Genomic DNA, 20,305 nt, shown 5'->3' with positions numbered 1-20,305 from the left:
AGCTTCGGCTATCCATTATTATTAAAAAAGTTAGGTGACCTATGAAATTTAATAAACTTCTATTAGCGATGATGCTGACAGGCGCAAGCGCTCCTGCTGTTTTAGCAGAAGAATCGGCTGATACAACAACTGCAGCGGCAGAAGAATTAGTGGATACAACAACCACGGCAGAAATACCGGCAGAAGTCTTAGGTGAGCAATCGGATAAAGATGTTGTTCAAGTAGAAGAAGACGTTGATACCCAGGATGTTGTAGAAGGTAAGCTTGATCGCTATATCACTAAAGTGAAAAGTAGCTTAGAAGAATCAGGCAAAGCCCATAAAGTCTTTGTATATTCAGGTACGGCTGAATTGAGTGTTAGTAGTAGCGATCCTCGTTGGTCGAAGTATCGAGAAAGGGCTTTAGAAAAAGCAGTTTTAGATGCTCGAATCTCTTATTTATCGACGTTAAATACGAGCCCTGCGAACAATGTTATTTATTCTATGAATAGTATGAGTGGTCTACCGATCCCAACGGTTGATGACTTTAAAACTGATTCACAAATGGAAGGCTTCCTCGATAAAGTTATCGCTGTTATCGATGGCAAGCTCGACAGTGAATTAAAAGAAATGGGCATTGACCCTAAGCAGTTTAACGCTGCTCCTCCTGCAATTAAGCGTGACTTATACAAAGAATCTGTAGTTGAGCAAACTGTCCGTACTTCTTACGGTGATCTGTCTGGCATGGTCGTGGTTAAGCAGTACGAAGAAATCACTGAATCTGGCCACGGAACCATTGGTGTCGTAATGATTTTGTCTGCGACTAAACGTGACGAAATTAAAGCGATGATCGAATCGCATGGTGAAGTTGCTCCTCAACCTAAGAAAGCGAATACTCAATTTTCATCATTGCAACAGATGTTTTCATCTAAGAAAGACTCTTTATACCTAAAAGCTGGAACCGACGTTTTGTACGATTCGGAAGGTTACCCTTTAATTGTTGCTTATGGTCAGTCGGGAGTAACTTACTCTAAATCTTCGACTAAGAAAAAAATTGAGCGCAAAGTAGCGAAAGAATTTGCGACTAATAACGCATGGGCAAATTTGACTCGTGCGTACAATCTTAACGGTGATCTAAAAAGCTCTACGTCAGTTGAAGCACAAGAAAGTGAAAGTGAGAAATTTGAACTGATTGTCGACTCTGTTCGTTCTACCTCTTCAGGCTTAACGCAGTCAATGTATGAAAGCATGGAAAAACGTGCCTCAATGCAGTCCTCAATGCGAAATATGACAGGTGTGAGTGTTGAGTATGACTGGCGTCGTAAGCACCCAGTAACTGGTCATGAAATGGTAGGTTCTGTACTGGTATGGCATCCAAAGAAAGTGACGAATGCGAAGAACTTAGCCAGCGGTAAGAGCGAAGCACAGCTAGATCAAGCAGTACAAGAAGAGGTGACGGGTTCTAGACATTCTGCTGAATCTGAAGATACGTTTGATGCGGCGGATTTCTAAATGATAAAAAAGCTTTTATTAATTAGTGCAGTTCTATTCGGTGCATCTTCTGCGCAGGCTGCGAGCTACGAAAAAGTGGTGACTACAGGGAAAGGTGAAACGTTAGATCAAGCGATTGATGTCGGGTTACGTCGAGCTGTAGAACAAGTGTCTGGCGTTTCTATTGATAGCTCTCGAATTTCGACCACGACTTATTCTTCAAATGGAGATAAGAGCGAAGCGAAAGAGGCGATGATTGATGGAGTCCACACCACTGCTAAAGGAGACGTTAAGTACCGAATCTTAAATGAACAGTGCTTAAATGACTTCTGTAATGTAAAGCTTGAAGTGAGTGTGAAAGTTGACCCAAGAGATAAGATAAAAGACCTTAACTCTAACCGTCGCACGATTGCTGTAGGACAATTTTCGGGACCTAAAGGCTCCACTATCGGTAAAAAAGTACAAGAATTTCTTGTTCAAGACCGTAAGTTTAAAGTCTTAAGTAATCAGAAAGATCCAGCGCTTCAATACGTTGTTACGGGTAAAGTACTTACGGCTAAGACGCATAAGCGCGTTGTGGATAATTCTCGCACGGTTGAGTTAACGGGTGAGAACATCAAAGATGTGAAGACTTACTACAGCTCTAAAGTGCTAGTTGAGTTTCGCATTGTCGATGTCGTCAATAACCAAGTTAAATGGTCAGCGACGATTCCAACCACTTCCAGCCGAAATAACTTAAGCCTACTGGTCGATATCGCTTCGAAGAAAGTGTTCAACCAATTGAAAGATAATATTTATCCTTTGGTTCTATTAGTTGGTGATAACGGCTCTATGGTGCTGAACTCTGGTGGCTCCACGGTCAAAAAAGGTCAGTACTACGATGTATTTAGTCTAGGTGAAAAGTTTGTTGATCCTGTGACTAAAGAAAGTCTTGGTCGTGATGAAGTCAAAGTCGGAACAGTAAAAGTGACAAAGGTTCTACCGAAGCTGGCGTACGTTACTGTAGTGAAAGGGGACGCCAGCGCGATTAAAACGAAGAGTATAGCGAGAAAATCTACTTATGCTCCTCGACCAAAAAAATCAGCAGCAAAACCTAAAGCAGTACCTGTTAAGAAAAAAGATGACACGCCATCGGCAGGCGGAATCATTCTTTAACGCTAAGTTTGTTAGATCTATGCTGACTGGATCTCGATTAATTAGAGCTAGATAATTAGCTCTAAGTTTGTTTAGTTCTAGAATAGCTTGAGTAAAAAAGCCTCTGAAATTCAGAGGCTTTTTATTTAATTGGAATAAATGAGTTAGTGATTACTCAATATTCTGGATCTGTTCACGCATCTGTTCGATAAGCACTTTCAGTTCAACACCTGATGCTGTGATATCAGTGCTGATAGACTTAGATGCTAGCGTGTTAGATTCACGGTTGAACTCTTGCATCATGAAATCAAGTTTACGGCCACATGCGCCGCCTTTCTTAAGCACTGCATTCGCTTCTTTTACGTGAGAATCTAAGCGATCAAGCTCTTCCGCAACATCAGACTTCTGAGCCAATAAGATAAGCTCTTGTTCTACGCGAGAACCTTCAAGTTCTACTTTAGCTTCTTCAAACTTATTGATCAGGCGTTCACGTTGCCATTCTAGAATTTCAGGCATACGAGCGCGAACTTTCACGACTTCTTCAGTAATCGCTTCTAAACGCTGTTCAATCAGAGCTTTCATGTTGTCGCCTTCACGACCACGAGCATCAATGAACTCACCAATTGCATCGTTAAATGCATTCAATAAATCTTTGTTAATCGCATCCATGTTTTGCTCTGGTGTTTCCATTACGCCAGGCCAGTTCATGATTTGGAACGGGTTTAGGCGGCTTTCTTCACCAGTCATCGACATCACTTGGTTAGCGGCATTAATCACTTGCTGAGCCAAACCTTCATTAATGCTTAGTTCACCTTTCGCCGCAGGGTTTGCTTCAAAACGTAGATTACATTCTACTTTTCCGCGCGCTAGACGTTTACGGAAACGCTCACGTAAAATTGGCTCTAAACCACGGAACTGCTCTGGCATACGGAAGTAAGTTTCTAGGTAACGTTGGTTCACACTACGGATTTCCCATACTGCGCTGCCCCAATCGCCTTTCACTTCTTTACGTGCATAAGCCGTCATACTATAAATCATCGAATTTTCCTGTCTTTTATCATTCTGAAAATAACGCGCGGCAATAGTAGCACATAAACTAGTGAGGAAAACGAAGGTGAGGCTGTTGATGCCTACTCGCCACAGAGGTTCTTTTCCTATATAATCCTGCCCCAATAAAATCCGTCTCACCCCCATTCTTTACATAGATAACAAGGTAGATGCTAATGCGTCCAAATGACCGCGCTGTAGATCAAATTCGTCCAATTAAAATTACTCGTAACTACACAGCTTATGCTGAAGGTTCTGTATTAGTAGAGTTTGGTAATACCAAAGTTTTATGTAATGCCTCTGTGGAAGAAAATGTTCCTCGCTGGCTGAAAGGTCAAGGCAAAGGCTGGGTAACGGCTGAATACGGCATGCTGCCACGTGCAACGCACACTCGTAACCGTCGTGAAGCGGCTAGCGGTAAGCAAGGCGGTCGTACAATGGAAATCCAACGTCTGATCGCTCGTAGCCTACGCGCTGTTGTCGATTTAAAAGCAATGGGTGAAATCATGATCACTGTGGATTGTGATGTTATCCAAGCGGATGGCGGTACTCGTACTGCTTCTATTTCTGGCGCGAGCGTTGCTTTAGCGGATGCGATTCAAAGCTTAATCGAAAAAGGTAAGCTTAAGAAAAACCCAATGAAAGGCCATGTTGCGGCTGTTTCAGTGGGCATCGTTAAGCAAGAAGCTTTGTGTGATTTAGAGTATGTAGAAGATTCAGCAGCAGATACCGACATGAACGTTGTAATGACGGAAGACGGTAAGATGATTGAGATTCAAGGCACCGCAGAAGGCGAACCGTTCAGCCACGAAGAGCTGATGCAGCTTTTAGCCCTGGCGAATAAGGGCATTGCCGACATCGTCGTCGCTCAGAAAGCCGCGTTGGCTGACTGATCATTTTTAATAGCTCCTCTCATAAGGGGCTATTTTTTTGTCTGTAAAACTCGAAAGGGTAATGCAGAGCGTAAGTTAAGTTTTATTGAATAAACGTAGAGGAAGAACATGAAAGCATATCAACGTGAATTTATTGAATTTGCACTAGAAAAAGAAGTACTTAAGTTTGGTGAGTTTACTTTAAAGTCTGGCCGTAAGAGCCCTTACTTCTTCAATGCTGGATTGTTTAATACAGGTCGTGACTTAGCGCGTCTAGGTCGTTTCTACGCGGCAGCATTGGCAGATTCAGGTATTGAGTTCGACGTACTATTTGGTCCTGCATACAAAGGTATCCCAATTGCGACAACAACTGCTGTTGCTTTGGCTGATCACCACGATGTAGATACGCCTTACTGCTTTAACCGTAAAGAAGCAAAAAACCACGGTGAAGGTGGCAACCTAGTCGGTAGCGAACTTGAAGGTCGTATTATGCTGGTGGATGACGTGATTACTGCTGGTACTGCAATTCGTGAGTCTATGGAAATTATCCAAGCTAACGGTGCTGATTTAGCTGGTGTCCTAGTTGCAATTGACCGCCAAGAGAAAGGTAAAGGTGAGCTGTCTGCAATTCAGGAAGTGGAACGTGACTTTGGCTGCGCTATCATTTCAATTGTTAGCCTGACGGACCTTGTGACTTTCCTTGAAGAGAAAGGTACAGATGCAGCTAACCTTGAAGCGGTTAAAGCGTACCGTGCTGAGTATGGTATTTAGTTATCAATTATTAGCTATTAAGTAAGAAGCTAACAATAGTTAATAAGAAAAACGGTTCTAGTGGATATTAGAACGGTTGATACGGAAAGGGGCTGATAGTTATCTATCAGCCCCTTTTGATTTTCCGAATATTTGATTTTCTGAAAAGTTTAATGCTTGAAAGCCATTAAGCTCTTACTTGTAGAGCGTGTCTTTTGGTTGGTTTGGATCTTCCATCGTTTTAAAACGCTTATGTATCCACATCCACTGCTCTGGAGCTCTTAAGATCGTCTTCTCTAAATAGCGGTTCATGTAAGCCGCAGCGGCTTTTTCATCTTTTTGTGGGTAGTTATCTTCAATGGATTCTTCAGCGATAAGCTCATACTTACCTTCAGAGTTTCTAAATCCAGAACCCGGTATGAGCGCGCACTTACTCACGTAAGCGAGAATGCTCGTGCCGGTAGTAGTACAAGCGTTAGGCACTGCAAAAAACGGTACAAAGACAGATTTATTACGGCCGTAGTCATGGTCAGGTAAATAAAATAGAACCTCGTTTTTACGTAGGATCTTAATCATACGCTTCACGTCTTTGCGGTGGACCAATCGGTTACCATTCTGAGTTCGTCCACGATATTGGATAAACTCATAGGCAGGGTTATTGTGAGGGCGATAAACCCCAAGCCCTGGAATACCTAAAACAGCAAACCCACGAGCAGTGATTTCTAAGTTGAGCGCATGCACACAGCAAAGTAGTGTGCCTTTTCCTTTGGCGCGATTATCTCGTAGAGCTTGGGTATTTTTGTCGATGAGAATTCGTTTAAAGCGCCACGTTGGCCAGAACCAAGCGATTCCGGTTTCGATGAGTGCTAAGCCAGTATTTTTAAAGTTTTCTGCAACGAGTGCGCTTACTTCTTCTGTTGATTTCTCTGGAAAGGCGAGCTCCAAGTTTCGGGTGGTGATGGCGACTCTTTTCTGCCCGAACCTAGCCCCAAGACTACCGATTTTTTGACCCATGAAGAGTAGAACATTGTAGGGCAGTATATTGACTATTAATGCCAGTAAGCCAAAGCCAAGCCACACACCCCAGTTTTTGGGGTGTAGAAGAGACAAGGTAAACGGGGGCTTGGTAATAACGTACTGTCCGGCTGTTTTATTCGTCATAAGTCTCACTATTGTTATTTGATTTGAGCACTCAATAGTGCCCAGTATTCTTCAAAGTTTGCAGTTGGTGGGTATTTGAAATCTGAGCGTACAAAGCGATTTAAGCTGCCTTCCACTTGACCTAATAATTGTGTCGCAAGAATTCTTTCATCTACAGGGAAGGCTTTACCTTCGCGGATCTTTCTCTCTCGAAGTATTTGCCTTAGCTGTGTTTCAATACGCTCGAATAATTGGTTAATGCGCTCGCGCAGTCTTTCATTCTCAAACATGAGTGCATGACCAGAAAGAATTCGAGTTAAGCCAGGATTACGTTCAGAGAAGACAAGAATGAGTTGTAGAACAAGTCTAATGCGTTCTAACGTGTCTTTTTCTTCATCAAGAATTCGATTAATGCGAGACATGAGTGCCTCTTCAATGAATTCGATTAACCCTTCAAACATGCGAGCTTTACTTGGGAAGTGTCGATAGAGAGCAGCTTCTGATACACCAACTTGTTTAGCCAGTTTAGCCGTTGTAATGCGAGAAGCGCCTTCTGCTGATTCGAGCATATGTGCTAGAGCTTGAAGGATTTCCTCACGACGGTTTGATTTACGAGTACCAGCCATCTATTTACTTCCTTTGCTAGAGATGAGGTTTGAGAGGGGGATTATAAACATCAATCGATTCCGCTTCTACTCACGAGGAACAGAATCGAGTGATGTGTAGCCGTAAAGACCTAAAGGGACGAGAGTTTTTGAATTTGTTCTAAAATTTGAAAGCCTAAGGCTTGTTTACTGTCTAACGGTAAAGACTGTTCTCCCGCTTCCCATTTGTCAGTGTCTTTCCAGTATAGATGCAGCGCATTACTGCTACTGTTAAAGCCTTGCCCTTCAACAGAAACGTCATTGGCGCAAATCATGTCTAGATTTTTCTTTTGTAACTTACCGCGAGCGTAGTGTTCTACGTCTTGTGTTTCAGCAGCAAAGCCAACGGTGAAAGGGCGATTCTCCGTCATGGAAGCAATGGTTGCTACGATATCTGGGTTTTTCACCATGTGGATGCTCATGTCATTATTCGCATCCGTTTTCTTTATTTTCTGTTTAGCAATCACATCGGGGCGGTAATCCGCTACAGCAGCACAGCTGATGAAAATATCGTGTGCGCTTGCATTGCTAGTAGTGGCATCAAACATATCTTGTGCGCTTTCTACATCAATTCGCTGAACACCATTGGGTGTGTTCAAAGCAACAGGACCGCTAACTAAAGTCACTTTTGCCCCTAATTTAGCGGCAGCATCAGCAATGGCGTAGCCCATTTTTCCTGAGCTATGGTTAGTGATGTATCGAACAGGGTCGATAGCTTCACGAGTCGGACCTGCTGTGATTAACACAGAACGCCCGGCTAGTAGTTTTGGTTGGAAGAAGGTTTCACATAAACCAACAAGCTGCATTGGCTCAAGCATGCGTCCCATTCCTACATCGCCACATGCCTGTTCGCCAGCGGCTGGTCCCCAAATCATGCATCCACGACGAGATAAAGTTTGAATATTTTCTTGTGTCGCTGGGTGGCTATACATTTGTTGATTCATTGCTGGTGATACGGCAATCGGCGCGTCACTGGCAAGCACTAACGTTGTTAATAAGTCATTGCCCATGCCAGCTGCCATGCGCGCAATTAAATCTGCAGTTGCTGGCGCAAGAAGCACGAGGTCAGCCCATTTCGCTAATTCGATATGCCCCATCGAAGCTTCAGCAGCAGGATCAAGCAGGCTGTCTGATACTGGTCTACCCGAAACGGCTTGCATGGTTAATGGGGTAATAAACTCTTTGGCTGCATGTGTCATGACGACTTGTACTTGAGCGCCGCGTTCGATAAGACGACGAGTCAGTTCTGCACATTTGTAAGCTGCGATACCACCACTAATTCCGAGCAGGATTTTTTTCCCAGCAAGGCTATGTTCATTACCCAATTTTTGCATGCTTTTATTCCTTAAATTTTCTGCGACTTACGATATCAGAGTAACGCGTGTGTTCCCAGAGCAATGCTTTGCCTCTCAGTCCATCAATCAACAACCTTTGACGATCATCAAATAGTGTCTAATAAAATAGTCAATTACATCGGCATGTTAGATCTGTTGAATAAAAATGCTGAGTTCAAAGATCTTGCTAAAGGGTATTTGTAGTCTGATTCACTTATTAAGACCTTTCTTCTTCACCTTTCATTCCATCTACTGAGTGCATTTACCTATTATGTTATTAAAAAGCCTACCCAAAGAGTCGATGCCCAGAGAAAAGCTGCTTGCTCGAGGACCTGAATCTTTAAGTGATGCTGAACTTCTCGCGATTTTTTTAAGGACTGGAACTCAAGGGATGAATGTTCTTGACCTTGCGGACCAACTGATTAATGACTTTGGATCATTGCGGAAGTTATTTTCAGCGAGTGAAGAGGAGTTTTGTTTACATAAAGGCATGGGGCAAGCCAAATATGTCCAATTACAGGCTGTACTGGAAATGACTCAGCGATATTTGGCAGAAACCTTATCTCGAGGAGATGCACTAACGAGCCCTAGCCACACAAAGTTGTATTTATCGAGTGTTTTACGTGATCGACAGCGAGAAGCCTTCTATATCTTGTTTTTAGATACTCAAAACCGAGTAATAAAAGACGAAGTTTTATTTGAAGGGACAATTGATGCTGCTTCAGTTTACCCAAGAGAAGTGGTCAAACGCGCTTTATATCACAACGCCGCTTCATTAATTTTAGCGCATAATCACCCTTCAGGCGTTGCAGAGCCTAGCAATGCAGACCGAAGAATCACCCGTAGATTAAGTGATGCTTTAGGGTTGGTGGACATACAAATTCTTGACCATTTTGTTGTTGGAGATGGCGAAGTTGTGTCTTTTGCAGAAAGAGGCTGGATTTGAATCACATTATGGCTTGTTAGTTGATAGAAATCTGCTATCATCCCGACCACATTTTAGAACCTTAAATCAGCTCTGATTACTCAAATAGCTGCTCTGTTCAAAAAAAGATCACGAAATCCTTAAAAAGGATCTGTTCGGGTCTTGAGCAATGCATGTCAAGTTAGTATAATACGCGACCTTTGATAGCCTTGAATGGATTTTCCATTATGGTTTTTACCTCTATTTTCAGAATTGATAGAGAGGTTCGGCCACCAAGGTTGATATCGAGCTGAAACGATTTGGAGAGACATTCATGTCCCGAGTATGTCAAGTAACTGGTAAGCGTCCAGTAACGGGTAATAACCGTTCACACGCACGCAATGCTACCAAGCGTCGTTTTCTGCCGAACCTACAAACTCACCGTTTCTGGGTAGAGAGCGAAAAACGTTTTGTTAAACTACGTCTAACTGCTAAAGGCATGCGTATTATTGATAAGAAAGGCATCGATGCTGTTCTTGTTGATATCCGTGCACGTGGCGAAAACGTTTAAGAGGAATTAAGCAATGGCTAAAGGCATTCGTGAGAAAATCCGTCTAGTATCTTCTGCTGGAACTGGTCACTTCTACACAACTGACAAGAACAAGCGTAACATGCCAGGTAAATTTGAGATCAAAAAGTTTGATCCAGTAGTTCGCCAGCACGTTATGTACAAAGAAGCTAAAATCAAGTAATTGATAGCCCCTTTGCCTCTTCTTTTAGTAGAAGAGTAAAATTAAAAACCCAGCTTTTGGCTGGGTTTTTTTATATCTAAAATTCGAGAGTTCGAAGAAGTTTCTGCCATCACTTGGTTCGCGATATGTGTCAATCAAGGATATAATTGACGAAGAACTTAGTTAGTACACAGAGAGTGGATGATGAGATACCGAGGGCGTAAATGGAATAACATCTTAATGTTATGCGTAGTTGCATTTATCGGTGTACTCAATTTACCTGCAATTATCAAAACCTACCTGATTGAACCGGAAGAAAGTACTTACCCTTACTTGCTGAATCCATCAATTGAACTTCAATCAATGCACTTTTCTGCATTTTCTATCGAACAAAGTAATAATGAATGGAAAATTGTGCCGGAATCCATGCGCTTGCCTGTTACTGGCAGTGAATTAATTGAGCGGTGGGAAAATGTTGTTGGGACTGAAGTTGATGAGAAAACCTATCGCACCTTGAGTGATAAGTTGGGTAACCCGCAAACAGTGGAAGTGTGGTATCAAGAGCAAGAAGAGCCTCACAGAGTGACTTACTATCAGCTACCTGATTTTTGGTTATTGAAGAACTGGCAAGGTAAGTGGATTGCCATTTCGGTGGAAGCCGATTATTTATCTCCGAACGCTCTTTCTTTGAATTAACGGTCTATTAATCAGCTTTATTAAGTCGTCGTTTTTCGTGTCAGTTAATATGCACAGCGCCATTTACAAAGGATATGTATGCCCGAATTACCGGAAGTAGAAGTCAGCCGAATGGGGATTAGCCCTCATTTAGTGGGACAGAAAATTCAATCGCTAACTTTTCGTACCCCTAAGTTACGTTGGGATATTCCAGTTGAATTGAAGCGACTTGAAGGCGAAGTGATCCAATCTATCTCTCGTAGAGCAAAATATTTAATCATTGAAACCCATGCTGGCAACGCAATTGTGCATTTAGGCATGTCAGGATCACTTCGAGTACTTGATGCTGACTTCCCAGTGGCAAAACATGATCATGTGGATCTTAAATTAACGAATGGAAAAATATTACGTTATAACGATCCTCGCCGCTTTGGATCTTGGTTATGGTGTGCTCCTGGTGAAAGTCATAAAGTGCTTGAAGGTTCGGGACCTGAACCATTAACTGATGACTTTAATGCTCAATACCTTGCAGCAAAAGCCAGCAAAAGAACATTGGCGATTAAACAGTTCATTATGGACAACAAAGTAGTGGTAGGGGTGGGTAATATTTATGCTAACGAAGCGCTATTTTCTTCTTTAATTCATCCGTTACGCCCTGCGAATAAAGTAACGAAAAAAGAATGGTCAGTTCTGACAGAGAATATTAAATCAGTTCTGTCGACAGCGATTGAGCAAGGGGGAACCACATTGAAAGACTTCGCTCAAGCTGATGGAAAGCCGGGCTATTTTGCTCAAGAGTTACAAGTTTACGGAAAAGCTGGTCAAGAGTGCCCTAAATGCCAGTCTCTTATTGAAGAGCAGAAAATAGGGCAAAGAAATACCTTCTTTTGTAATGAGTGCCAGAAGTAGATCGGCACTTTATCCAAACCCAACCCGCTGACGCTGTTCAAAACCGATATACGCCAGTAAAGACACAATAACTATTAAGTGCAAGTACATGATTTTCTCGAATAACTATCGCTCTTTGAGCCGCGCCACCCTGATACATATCCTTAGTGGTGTTCTTTTATTATTTATCGCTCGCGCTCTATTCTTTATCCAAGTGGTCGACTTTTCTCAGTTATCAGGGCTAAGTGCTGATGTGTGGCGTGCTTATTTTGTTGGGGCGCGTTTTGACCTGAAAATTGTTGCGATAGCTTTTGCACCCATCTTTTTGTTTGGACTTTTTACGGCTTCTTTTGCCAAGATATTTATTAGGTTTGTTCGTATTATTCCTGCTTATAGCGGAGTGATATTTTTCTTACTAGCTGGTGTATCGATAGCGAACTATTACTATTACGTAACGTATGGCAGCTATTTCGATGTGTTTGTTTTTGGATTGGTGGATGATGACACTCAAGCGGTACTGAGCAATGCCTGGGCAGATTTTCCAATCTTACGCTCATTCTTTACCGCTCTTTGTATTGGTATAGGTGCTTATTATTCTTCTCGATATCTTTTAAAGGTCACTTCTAAGTGGCAGTTCAATTCTCGTCATTGGGCTATCACTACTGTGTCTGTCATTGTTGCGATAGCTGTATATGTTGTTGCCGCTCGTGGCTCTGTCGGATCGCTTCCTTTAAAGCGCTACCACGCTAACGTGTCTCAATATAAAGCTTTAAATATAGTCACACCGAATGCCTTTATGGCTTTGGACTGGGCGAAAAGCGATTATAAAAAGCAATCTAAGTTTGAACCTATCTCTGCTGAAGCGGTTGAAGCTCAAATGGTGAAAGTACTCGGTCAACCAACACCCGTTTACCAAACGCCGAAGAATGATTACCTAGCTGAAAATCCACCTCATGTCGTGATGGCTTTAATGGAAGGCATGGGCAATAACATTCTGATTGAAGATGATAAAGAGACGAATGACCTTTTAGGTTCTTTAAGAGAAGGGTTTGAACATGACTTTGTGTTTAAACGTTTTCTAGCTGGTACTTCAGCTACGATAGATAGCATTGTGATGATGCTATTTCACAGCGATATTCCAACCATTAGTCACTCAAGTGCTCAAAAAACACTATTGCCAAGTTCGGCTGTTCTTCCTTATAAGGAAGCTGGGTATGACGTCGTATTTATTTATGGCGGGAACAGTATGTGGAGGAATTTATCGAACTACTTGCCTCGCCAAGGGTTTGATAAGGTTTATGATGAAAACAGCATTAAAAAAGCGTTTCCTGAAGCTGAAGAAGATGCCGATACTTGGGGGGTACCTGATGAGTTCACGTTCAAGTTTGCTCGTAAATTACTGGATGAGTCCTCTAAACCGCTGATGATTTATATCATGACGGTGACTAACCACTCTCCATTCCGAGCACCAGATTATTACCAAGCTCAACCAGTACAAGTGAGCGAAAGGCTGAATACTTTATTGGGTCCGATGCAAGACCAAGGCGAAGATTTACTCAAGGCGTACCAATATTCGAGTGATTCTTTGGGTTCTTTTGTAAAAGAGATAAAAGACTCAATGTTAGGTGATAAAACGGTTATTGCTGCTTCAGGTGATCACCGTATGCGTTATTTAACAACAGACCGTAAAGATGAGTTTGGCTTAACCTTTGGCGTTCCTTTTTATATGTATGTACCAGGCAGCATTTTAAAGAACACGGACTATTCATTTGATCCTACAAGGATTGGCTCTCATCGAGATATTTTCCCAACACTCTACAGCTTTAGTTTATCTGACCAGAGCTATATTTCTTTAGGTGGGGAAAACTTACTGTCTACGGAAGGTGTGAGCAATATTGGGTATAACAATGCTCGGACGCTAAACCAATCGGGAGCGTACAGTAATGCAGAACCTGAACACTTGTATTCATGGGATGAAAACAGTGAGCTGCTTTCTAATCCGCAAGCTGAATTAAATTCGGATTCGGAATGGGGAAATGAGTATAGAAAGCTGCAAAACTATTACCTTCGCTCGCAACTTATTAAGCAGTAATTATTGATGTTGGTTATTTAAACTGTATTGGTTATGAGAGTTTCAGAGGGAAATGAAACTCTCATGAAAAGTCGTTAAACGCTTTTTTTACAATGCAGTGCGTCAGCAATAATTTCCGGAACAAACGGGGTGACGTCGCCGCCGTGTATAGCCACTTCTCTAACAATCGTTGAAGAAATAAATGCGTACTCTTCAGCTGGGGTTAAAAATACGCTTTCGAGAGAGGGCATTAAGCGTTTATACATATTGGTTAAACCAAACTCATATTCGAAATCAACAGTGGTTCGCAGCCCACGAATCAGTATATTTGCATTAACCTGTTTGGCGAAATCAACCATTAGCCCACTAAAGCCTTGCGCTGACACATTGTCTAAATGCTGAGTTACTTCTTTGCAAAAGTTCACACGTTCTTCAAGGGTAAACATGGTTTGTTTGCTTGGGCTAGCAGCAACAGCAATAATCACTTCATCAAACATTTTTGAAGCACGTTCAATTAAATCTAAATGCCCGTTAGTTAATGGATCAAAAGTGCCAGGGTAGACGACGCGAGAAATGATTTTATTAGACACAGTGTTTTCTCTAAAAGTTAGTTTCCACCATGCTATCAAAAGCACTCTTATTTAACTATTTAAGTAGGTATGATAGTGAGATAAAAGTAGACAGCGAAGACTGAAATGAAAAAAATATTAGTGATCCGAAATGATAAGATTGGTGACTTCATGCTTGCTTGGCCAAGCTTTGCCATGCTCAAGCAATCCATGCCTGATTGTCATATTACGGCTTTAGTTCCCAATTACACCGTGCAGCTTGCGAAGCTATGTCCTTGGATTGACGAAGTGATTGTTGATTGCACAGCGAAAGCGGATAAATCGAAACAAAAGCAGTTGATTGCTGACATTAAAGCCAGTCAATTTGATGCGTCTATTAACCTGTTCTCAACGACGTACAACGCTCTACTAGTTTGGAAAGCAGGAATTAAGTATCGCCTTGCTCCCGCGACGAAGATTGCTCAAATTTTTTATAACCACCGAATTAAGCAAAAGCGCTCTCAATCTGCGAAACCTGAATTTCAATACAATTTAGATTTGATACGTGCATTTTTGAAAGATCATGGCTGCACAGTTGTTGAACCAGATGCGCCATATTTAGCATTCGATGAGAAAGACTTGCTTGAGCAAAAGCAAAAGTTAATCGCTAATCTCGGCCTTTCTCATGAAAAATCGTGGGTCTTTGTGCATGCAGGCACTGGTGGTTCCGCTAATAATTTATCTTTAGATCAATACTCTGACCTTCTAGTTGGTATGAATACAGACTATGAGTTGGTTGTGACTGCAGGACCGGGTGAAGAAGAAAAAGCGGTTCAATTGTTAGAGCTGGTTGAAAAGAAAGGTGGCTCTGGAGTTGTTTATGCAAAAAACGATGGGCTAGTCGACTTTACTCGTTCAATTGCTTGTGCTGACCTGTTTATGGCGGGGTCGACAGGTCCTTTACATATTGCGGCTACTCTTGATGTACCAACGGTTGGGTTCTTCCCGAGCAAGCGTTCTTCAACACCACTTCGTTGGTTGCCTCTTAATTCAGAAGGTCGCCATTTAGCGTTTTGCCCACCGAAAGGCGGCGGTGCTGAACAGGAAGCGGATATGAGCCGTATCAATGTAGATACGACTCTAGAGACTCTTAATCCTTGGGCTTCTCAGTACTTGTCCTGATCCAAAGGTCAGCGTATTTCACAAGTGTGGAATGCGCTGATAATACCGAAAGTAAGAAGCCTTGCTTCCCGTCTAAAAAGCCCGCTTTAACGATATACATCTTCACAAAGCACGCCAGGGCATGAACCATACCTTCTAAAATACTGCTTTTTTTACCGCGTTTCTCTCTCTGTTCAGCCCATGCTTTAGCGTAGCCTGCAGACTTAACCAAATAGTGGTGTAAGTCGTTATAAGTATAGTGGATGGCATCACCCGATAGTTCCTTTACTTGCATATCTGAAGTGGTTTCCACTTTCTCATGGACTAGCGAGTCGTCATATTGAGTAAGCTTCGTTGGGTAAAGGCGAACAACGCGATCTGGGTACCAACCACAATGGCGGATATAGCGACCAAACACCCAGCTTAATCGACAAATGTTATAGAGGGTATTTGGCTCATTCTTAGCAACGGCAGCTTGGATACTGCTTTGTAATTCAGGCGTGATACGTTCATCGGCATCAAGCCAAAGTACAAAATCAGATTCAACATATTGTTGTGCTATTCGTCTCTGAGGTCCAAACCCAGGCCAATCAATATTGGTATGAAACTTTTCAGTATATTGGCGAGCAACAGCTTCGGTTTCATCTGTGCTGCCTGAATCAAGAACTACAATTTCATCAACCCAATCAGCCACGGTTTTTAAACATGCATCAAGGTTTTGAGCCTCATTTTTAACAATGAGTGCGACAGCGAGAGTGGGCTTTGAATTAGTTTGCATTAAGCTGTTTACCTTGTGTGATGGTATTAAATGATTGGACTACGGCATCAAATGAAATATCGGCCATAACATGTTCACCTTTGACTCGAGTGCTCCATGGCAATTGTGAAACTGGCTTACCTTGTTGTGCTTCGACATGTTGTTCATATACGCTCACAACATGCTGCAAATTATTATAAGGGCCGGTACGTTTTGGGTTGCTATGAGCATACAAACCTATTACCGGAGTGCCTTGAGTAGTCGCTAAATGTGCAGGACCAGAGTCAGGAGCAAGAACAACGTCTGCTCGATGTAAAATCGCTGTTAGTTGTTTTAAATTAGTTTTGCCAACGAGGTTGATTGCGTCATGAGTCATCTGCTTCTCAATATCGCCCGCGAGTTTTTTCTCACGCTCTGCAGGAGAGCCACAAATAATCACTTGGTAGCCGTGCTCAATGGCATAATCTGAAAACTGAGCATAGCGTTCAGTTATCCAGTTGCGTTCATCTTTGCTTGCCGCTGGGCTGACGATTAGCGTGGGCTTATTGTCGATAACCTTATCGGCAAAAGCGTAATCACTGTGAGATATAGGCATTGACCACATAGGGGGCGATTTTGGTACGCCTAAATACTCAATAAAAGCATAAAAACTATCAAGTACATGCTGAGATTGTGTGTCGGTTATTTTTTTATTGGTAAATAACCATTGTGCTTCTTTGGCTCGTTTAAAATTAAAACCTACTTTATATCGAGCTTTAATGCCAAGTGTTAGAAGGCTAGATCTTAAGGCTAACTGCATGTGGATTAACGCATCAAAGTTTTGACCTTTAAGTTGAGCCCAAACTGATTTCATTCCCTGAAAGCCAGATTTCTTATCGAAGATGATTAATTCAACGTTTTCTAAGCCATCTAAGAGCTGGGCTTCTACTTTTCCAATGATCCATGTGATTTTAGTTTCTGGCCAATGGCGCTGTACGGCTTGTATTGCCGAAACGGCATGGCAGACATCACCAATTGCAGATAAGCGCAAAAAGCAGAGAGATTTAGGCGCTTTAGAAAAGAGAGGCATAGTTGAAGCTCTTAAAATTAATTCGCTAAGATTATGCAGACAGTCTCGATAAATGTAAAATGGCACTCATTATGTTCTAGAGCCCCCAACTTAAGATTATCGACTATGTCATCAGGAAAACCAGGTAACACCGGAATAAAACGAGTTATTAAAGCAACAGGTTACTCTGTTCAAGGTTTGAAGGCTGCGTTTAAGCATGAAGCCGCTATTCGCCAGGAGTTGTGTTTACTTGTTATTGCGATTGGTTTGCTGTGCTGGCTTGATGTCACCGTAGTGGAACGAATAATTATGCTTGGTGTTGTGGTCTTCGTATTGATTGTTGAATTGATCAATTCGGCGATTGAAGCGGTAGTTGATCGTGTAGGGGTTGAACACCATGAATTAAGTGGACGAGCAAAAGATATAGGCTCAGCTGCGGTATTGGTGGCTCTCACCTTTGCTGGCTTTTCGTGGGCGTATATCTTACTAAGCTATTACTGGTAATGACTGAGTAATGAAGCAAATAATCAAAAAAGACCAAGCGATTTGGTTTGATGAAGCGTTAGTCAAAGAGCCAATAGAGCACGTGTTTGATGCTGAATACTGGCATCAGGAAGGTAAGATTATTGGCAGTGCGCAAGGGCGGGGAACGACTTGGTTCATACAAACTGAATTAATCGCAGCCGCTTTAAGGCATTACCGTCGCGGTGGGCTATTTGGCAAAATCGTAAAAGATAATTACTGGTTCACTGGGTGGGAAAATACTCGCAGCCATCAAGAGTTTATGTTGCTTAAACGCTTGGATGAAGCTGGTGTTAATGTGCCAAAACCCCTTGCCGCTCGTGCGGTTAAAGCGGGTGTGTTTTACCGTGCAGATTTACTCAGTGAAAAAATAGCTAATGCTCAAGATCTTGTTGCGATACTAGAGGAAGGCAGTCTGTCTTCGGATATATATCGAACTATCGGGGCGCAAATTGCTCAAATGCATGCAGCTCAAGTCAATCACACTGACCTTAATATCCATAACATTTTATTAGACTCAGCGTGCAAAGTTTGGATTATCGATTTTGATAAATGCAGCCAGCAAGCTGGGCATGAATGGAAAGCGAAAAATTTATCTCGATTAAAGCGTTCATTTATTAAAGAAGTTGGAAAGCGACAAATTCACTGGCAAGAGTCGGAGTTTTCTCACCTCTTGGCTGGTTACGATGATTTTTTAGCAGCGCAGTCTGCATCAAAAGAAAGTTAGATTTAGGAAATTAATATGTCTTTGAAACAAAGGTTGCATGCACATGGCTGGTTTATTCTAGTTAATGCGCTACTTGCGATCGGTATTGCTAGTCGCTACTTTGCATTTTTGCCGGAATTCCCATCAGAACCTCTAGGTATTATTTTTATTCTTGTTGGTACTTTTGGTCAAATGACCTTAATTGCCGCATTAGTAGGTTTAATTTCCTTACCTAGCATATTCTTGCCTAAAAACCTTCGAAATAGTATTCAGTGCTTAATTGCTTCAATAGGGATTGCCACATTATTTATAGATACGATCGTTTTTGCGCAATATCGCTTTCATATTAATGCCGTTGTTCTCGACTTAGTTATGTCGGGGCAAATTGTTAGCTTCCCCCTCGTAACTTGGTTAATGGTGCTTGGTGGAGTAGCGGCGTTAATTGCTGGGCAATGGTTACTTATCCGTTGGTTAGAAAACGATGCTCAAATTCGTAAATTAAAGTTAGGTCGTAAGTTCGCATTTGTAACCTTCTTAGCTTTACTGGCTACCAATGGCATCCATATCTGGGCTGCGGCTCATGCGTACCAGCCTGTGACAATGGTGAAGCGCTACTTGCCATTATTTTACCCTGCGACATCAAACAGCATGATGAAGAAACAGGGTTGGATTGATGAAGAAGCGATTGCTCGCCAAAAAGCATTAACTATGAATCGTAAGAGTGATTTGAACTATCCTCTAGCACCACTACAAAAAGAAGCAGTACAGAAACCTTTGAATATTATGTTCTTAGTGGTTGATTCGTGGCGCTATGACACGTTCAATGCAGATAATACACCTAAGATGTGGGAATACGCTCAATCTGGTGTTGTATTGAATAATCACATGGCGACAGGTAACTCAACGCGTACTGGTATTTTTGGGCTGTTTTATGGTCTTCCTGGTACTTATTGGCACGGTTTCTTAGCGAACCAACAAAGCCCTGTGTTTATTGATCGCCTTCAAGAATTAGATTACGACCTTGGTATATTTACTGCTGCTCAGTTGAAGAAGCCTGAATTTAATCAAACCGTGTTCACTAATGTGGAAAACCTGCGTAATGGGTCTAAAGGCAACCGCCCGTCAGCCCTTGATGCAGACTTAACAAAAGATTGGCTTGAGTGGTATGACGCTCGTGATCAGTCAAAACCTGCATTCTCATTCCTGTTTTATGATGCTCCACATGGCTATGACTTCCCTAAAGGTTTCGAGCCTAGATATGAGCCGATGCTGCAAGTTGTGAACTACCTGAAGTTGAATAATGAGACGGATCCAACCCCATTCTTTAATCGATACAAAACTAGTGTTCGTTACGTAGATACCGTGGCTGAGCAGGTTTTGAACAAGTTAAAAGAAAGTGGTGACTTGGAAAATACCGTAGTAGTCATTACGGGAGATCATGGTCAAGAAATGAATGACAATAAGCTTAACTTCTGGGGGCACAACAGTAACTTTACAGATGCTCAAGTTAAGGTGCCATTTGCTATTTTTGGACCTGGCATTTCACCAGATAGCATCAGTTGGGATGTTAATAGCCTCACGTCTCATGAAGACGTAATCCCGACTCTTATGAAAAACTATTTAGGTGTGACGAGTGATGTAAAAGATTACTCAGTAGGTGAGGATTTGTTGGGTGAACCTGTCGACAGAGATTGGGTTATCTCATCTAGCTACAGTGGCTACGCGGTAATTACCGACGATAATATTCTTGAGGTTGGCGCTGGTGGGCAGTATCAGTTTATGGATAAAACTAACCGCCAAGTAAAAGACCAACAGCCAAACTTTGTTCATCTGCAAGAAGCACTAGAGCAAATTAGTCGTTTTAATAAGTAGGTCACACGCAAAATAAGCGAGCGAAAAATGCT

Annotated in this window: 21 protein-coding genes; 14 read left to right on the top strand and 7 right to left on the bottom strand. The window is 42.1% G+C overall.

Annotated features, from left to right (window positions below):
* Positions 1-41: 41 nt before the first annotated feature.
* Positions 42-1,490 carry a DUF6844 domain-containing protein gene (locus F0226_RS04950; RefSeq protein ID WP_171734617.1) on the top strand — a complete coding sequence of 483 codons (1,449 nt, stop codon included), beginning with the start codon at positions 42-44 and terminating at the stop codon, positions 1,488-1,490.
* Complete coding sequence (locus F0226_RS04945) at positions 1,491-2,624, top strand: hypothetical protein (RefSeq protein WP_253820766.1); 1,134 nt, start codon at positions 1,491-1,493, stop codon at positions 2,622-2,624.
* A gap of 150 nt (positions 2,625-2,774) precedes the next feature.
* On the opposite strand, the gene F0226_RS04940 is transcribed toward F0226_RS04945, so the two are convergent.
* Entirely contained in the window at positions 2,775-3,641 is an 867-nt protein-coding gene (locus F0226_RS04940) for a YicC/YloC family endoribonuclease (protein WP_171734616.1), read from the bottom strand.
* A 185-nt stretch (positions 3,642-3,826) separates the two neighbouring features.
* On the opposite strand from F0226_RS04940, the gene rph reads away from it, so the two are divergent.
* A complete protein-coding gene (gene rph / locus F0226_RS04935; RefSeq protein ID WP_137373991.1) occupies positions 3,827-4,543 on the top strand; it encodes a ribonuclease PH in 717 nt (238 codons plus the stop codon).
* Between the two features lie 108 nt (positions 4,544-4,651).
* Positions 4,652-5,293 carry an orotate phosphoribosyltransferase gene (gene pyrE, locus F0226_RS04930; protein WP_171734615.1) on the top strand — a complete coding sequence of 214 codons (642 nt, stop codon included), beginning with the start codon at positions 4,652-4,654 and terminating at the stop codon, positions 5,291-5,293.
* 174 nt (positions 5,294-5,467) lie between these two features.
* On the opposite strand, the gene lpxL is transcribed toward pyrE, so the two are convergent.
* The 3 genes from lpxL to coaBC all read right to left on the bottom strand — a co-directional run bounded on the left by lpxL (position 5,468) and on the right by coaBC (position 8,390).
* Positions 5,468-6,433, bottom strand: a complete 966-nt coding sequence (gene lpxL, locus F0226_RS04925) for an LpxL/LpxP family Kdo(2)-lipid IV(A) lauroyl/palmitoleoyl acyltransferase (protein ID WP_171734614.1) — start codon at positions 6,431-6,433, stop codon at positions 5,468-5,470.
* Between the two features lie 14 nt (positions 6,434-6,447).
* Positions 6,448-7,038: a nucleoid occlusion factor SlmA gene (gene slmA, locus F0226_RS04920; RefSeq protein WP_171734613.1), complete on the bottom strand. Its 591-nt coding sequence runs from the start codon at positions 7,036-7,038 to the stop codon at positions 6,448-6,450.
* A gap of 110 nt (positions 7,039-7,148) precedes the next feature.
* Positions 7,149-8,390 carry a bifunctional phosphopantothenoylcysteine decarboxylase/phosphopantothenate--cysteine ligase CoaBC gene (gene coaBC, locus F0226_RS04915; protein WP_171734612.1) on the bottom strand — a complete coding sequence of 414 codons (1,242 nt, stop codon included), beginning with the start codon at positions 8,388-8,390 and terminating at the stop codon, positions 7,149-7,151.
* A 271-nt stretch (positions 8,391-8,661) separates the two neighbouring features.
* Between coaBC and radC the strand changes: the two genes are divergently transcribed.
* From radC to F0226_RS04885, 6 genes are all read left to right on the top strand, one after another.
* Positions 8,662-9,336, top strand: a complete 675-nt coding sequence (gene radC, locus F0226_RS04910; protein WP_171734611.1) for a DNA repair protein RadC — start codon at positions 8,662-8,664, stop codon at positions 9,334-9,336.
* A gap of 292 nt (positions 9,337-9,628) precedes the next feature.
* The gene (gene rpmB / locus F0226_RS04905) at positions 9,629-9,865 is read left to right on the top strand and encodes a 50S ribosomal protein L28 (RefSeq protein ID WP_004728407.1); all 237 of its coding nucleotides are present in this window, start codon (positions 9,629-9,631) and stop codon (positions 9,863-9,865) included.
* Between the two features lie 13 nt (positions 9,866-9,878).
* Positions 9,879-10,046 carry a 50S ribosomal protein L33 gene (gene rpmG / locus F0226_RS04900; RefSeq protein ID WP_002535344.1) on the top strand — a complete coding sequence of 56 codons (168 nt, stop codon included), beginning with the start codon at positions 9,879-9,881 and terminating at the stop codon, positions 10,044-10,046.
* Between the two features lie 183 nt (positions 10,047-10,229).
* Positions 10,230-10,721, top strand: coding sequence for a hypothetical protein (locus F0226_RS04895; protein ID WP_171734702.1), 492 nt, complete (start codon positions 10,230-10,232; stop codon positions 10,719-10,721).
* 78 nt (positions 10,722-10,799) lie between these two features.
* Positions 10,800-11,609 (top strand): bifunctional DNA-formamidopyrimidine glycosylase/DNA-(apurinic or apyrimidinic site) lyase, encoded by an 810-nt coding sequence (gene mutM / locus F0226_RS04890; protein WP_171734610.1) that lies wholly within the window; start codon positions 10,800-10,802, stop codon positions 11,607-11,609.
* A gap of 88 nt (positions 11,610-11,697) precedes the next feature.
* Positions 11,698-13,680 carry an alkaline phosphatase family protein gene (locus tag F0226_RS04885; protein WP_171734609.1) on the top strand — a complete coding sequence of 661 codons (1,983 nt, stop codon included), beginning with the start codon at positions 11,698-11,700 and terminating at the stop codon, positions 13,678-13,680.
* 74 nt (positions 13,681-13,754) lie between these two features.
* Here F0226_RS04885 and coaD read toward each other — a convergent pair whose 3' ends face one another.
* Positions 13,755-14,249, bottom strand: coding sequence for a pantetheine-phosphate adenylyltransferase (gene coaD, locus F0226_RS04880; protein ID WP_171734608.1), 495 nt, complete (start codon positions 14,247-14,249; stop codon positions 13,755-13,757).
* A 105-nt stretch (positions 14,250-14,354) separates the two neighbouring features.
* On the opposite strand from coaD, the gene F0226_RS04875 reads away from it, so the two are divergent.
* Positions 14,355-15,389 (top strand): glycosyltransferase family 9 protein, encoded by a 1,035-nt coding sequence (locus tag F0226_RS04875; RefSeq protein WP_171734607.1) that lies wholly within the window; start codon positions 14,355-14,357, stop codon positions 15,387-15,389.
* Here the strand turns inward: F0226_RS04875 and F0226_RS04870 are convergent.
* Positions 15,358-16,146: a glycosyltransferase family 2 protein gene (locus tag F0226_RS04870; protein ID WP_171734606.1), complete on the bottom strand. Its 789-nt coding sequence runs from the start codon at positions 16,144-16,146 to the stop codon at positions 15,358-15,360. The genes F0226_RS04875 and F0226_RS04870 overlap by 32 nt on opposite strands.
* Positions 16,136-17,194, bottom strand: a complete 1,059-nt coding sequence (locus tag F0226_RS04865) for a glycosyltransferase family 9 protein (protein ID WP_171734605.1) — start codon at positions 17,192-17,194, stop codon at positions 16,136-16,138. Before F0226_RS04865 ends, F0226_RS04870 begins: the two co-directional genes overlap by 11 nt.
* A gap of 105 nt (positions 17,195-17,299) precedes the next feature.
* On the opposite strand from F0226_RS04865, the gene F0226_RS04860 reads away from it, so the two are divergent.
* Genes F0226_RS04860 through F0226_RS04850 form a run of 3 tightly spaced genes read left to right on the top strand, consistent with a single transcriptional unit; the run spans position 17,300 to position 20,273 of the window.
* Complete coding sequence (locus F0226_RS04860; RefSeq protein ID WP_253820765.1) at positions 17,300-17,677, top strand: diacylglycerol kinase; 378 nt, start codon at positions 17,300-17,302, stop codon at positions 17,675-17,677.
* A 10-nt stretch (positions 17,678-17,687) separates the two neighbouring features.
* Positions 17,688-18,422 (top strand): 3-deoxy-D-manno-octulosonic acid kinase, encoded by a 735-nt coding sequence (locus F0226_RS04855; protein WP_171734603.1) that lies wholly within the window; start codon positions 17,688-17,690, stop codon positions 18,420-18,422.
* Between the two features lie 15 nt (positions 18,423-18,437).
* Entirely contained in the window at positions 18,438-20,273 is a 1,836-nt protein-coding gene (locus F0226_RS04850; protein WP_171734602.1) for a DUF3413 domain-containing protein, read from the top strand.
* Positions 20,274-20,305: the final 32 nt, after the last annotated feature.

It is taken from the genome of Vibrio sp. 99-70-13A1, from assembly GCF_013114625.1.
Classification (GTDB): Bacteria; Pseudomonadota; Gammaproteobacteria; order Enterobacterales; family Vibrionaceae; genus Vibrio.
This window is presented reverse-complemented; position numbering and strand designations above follow the sequence as displayed.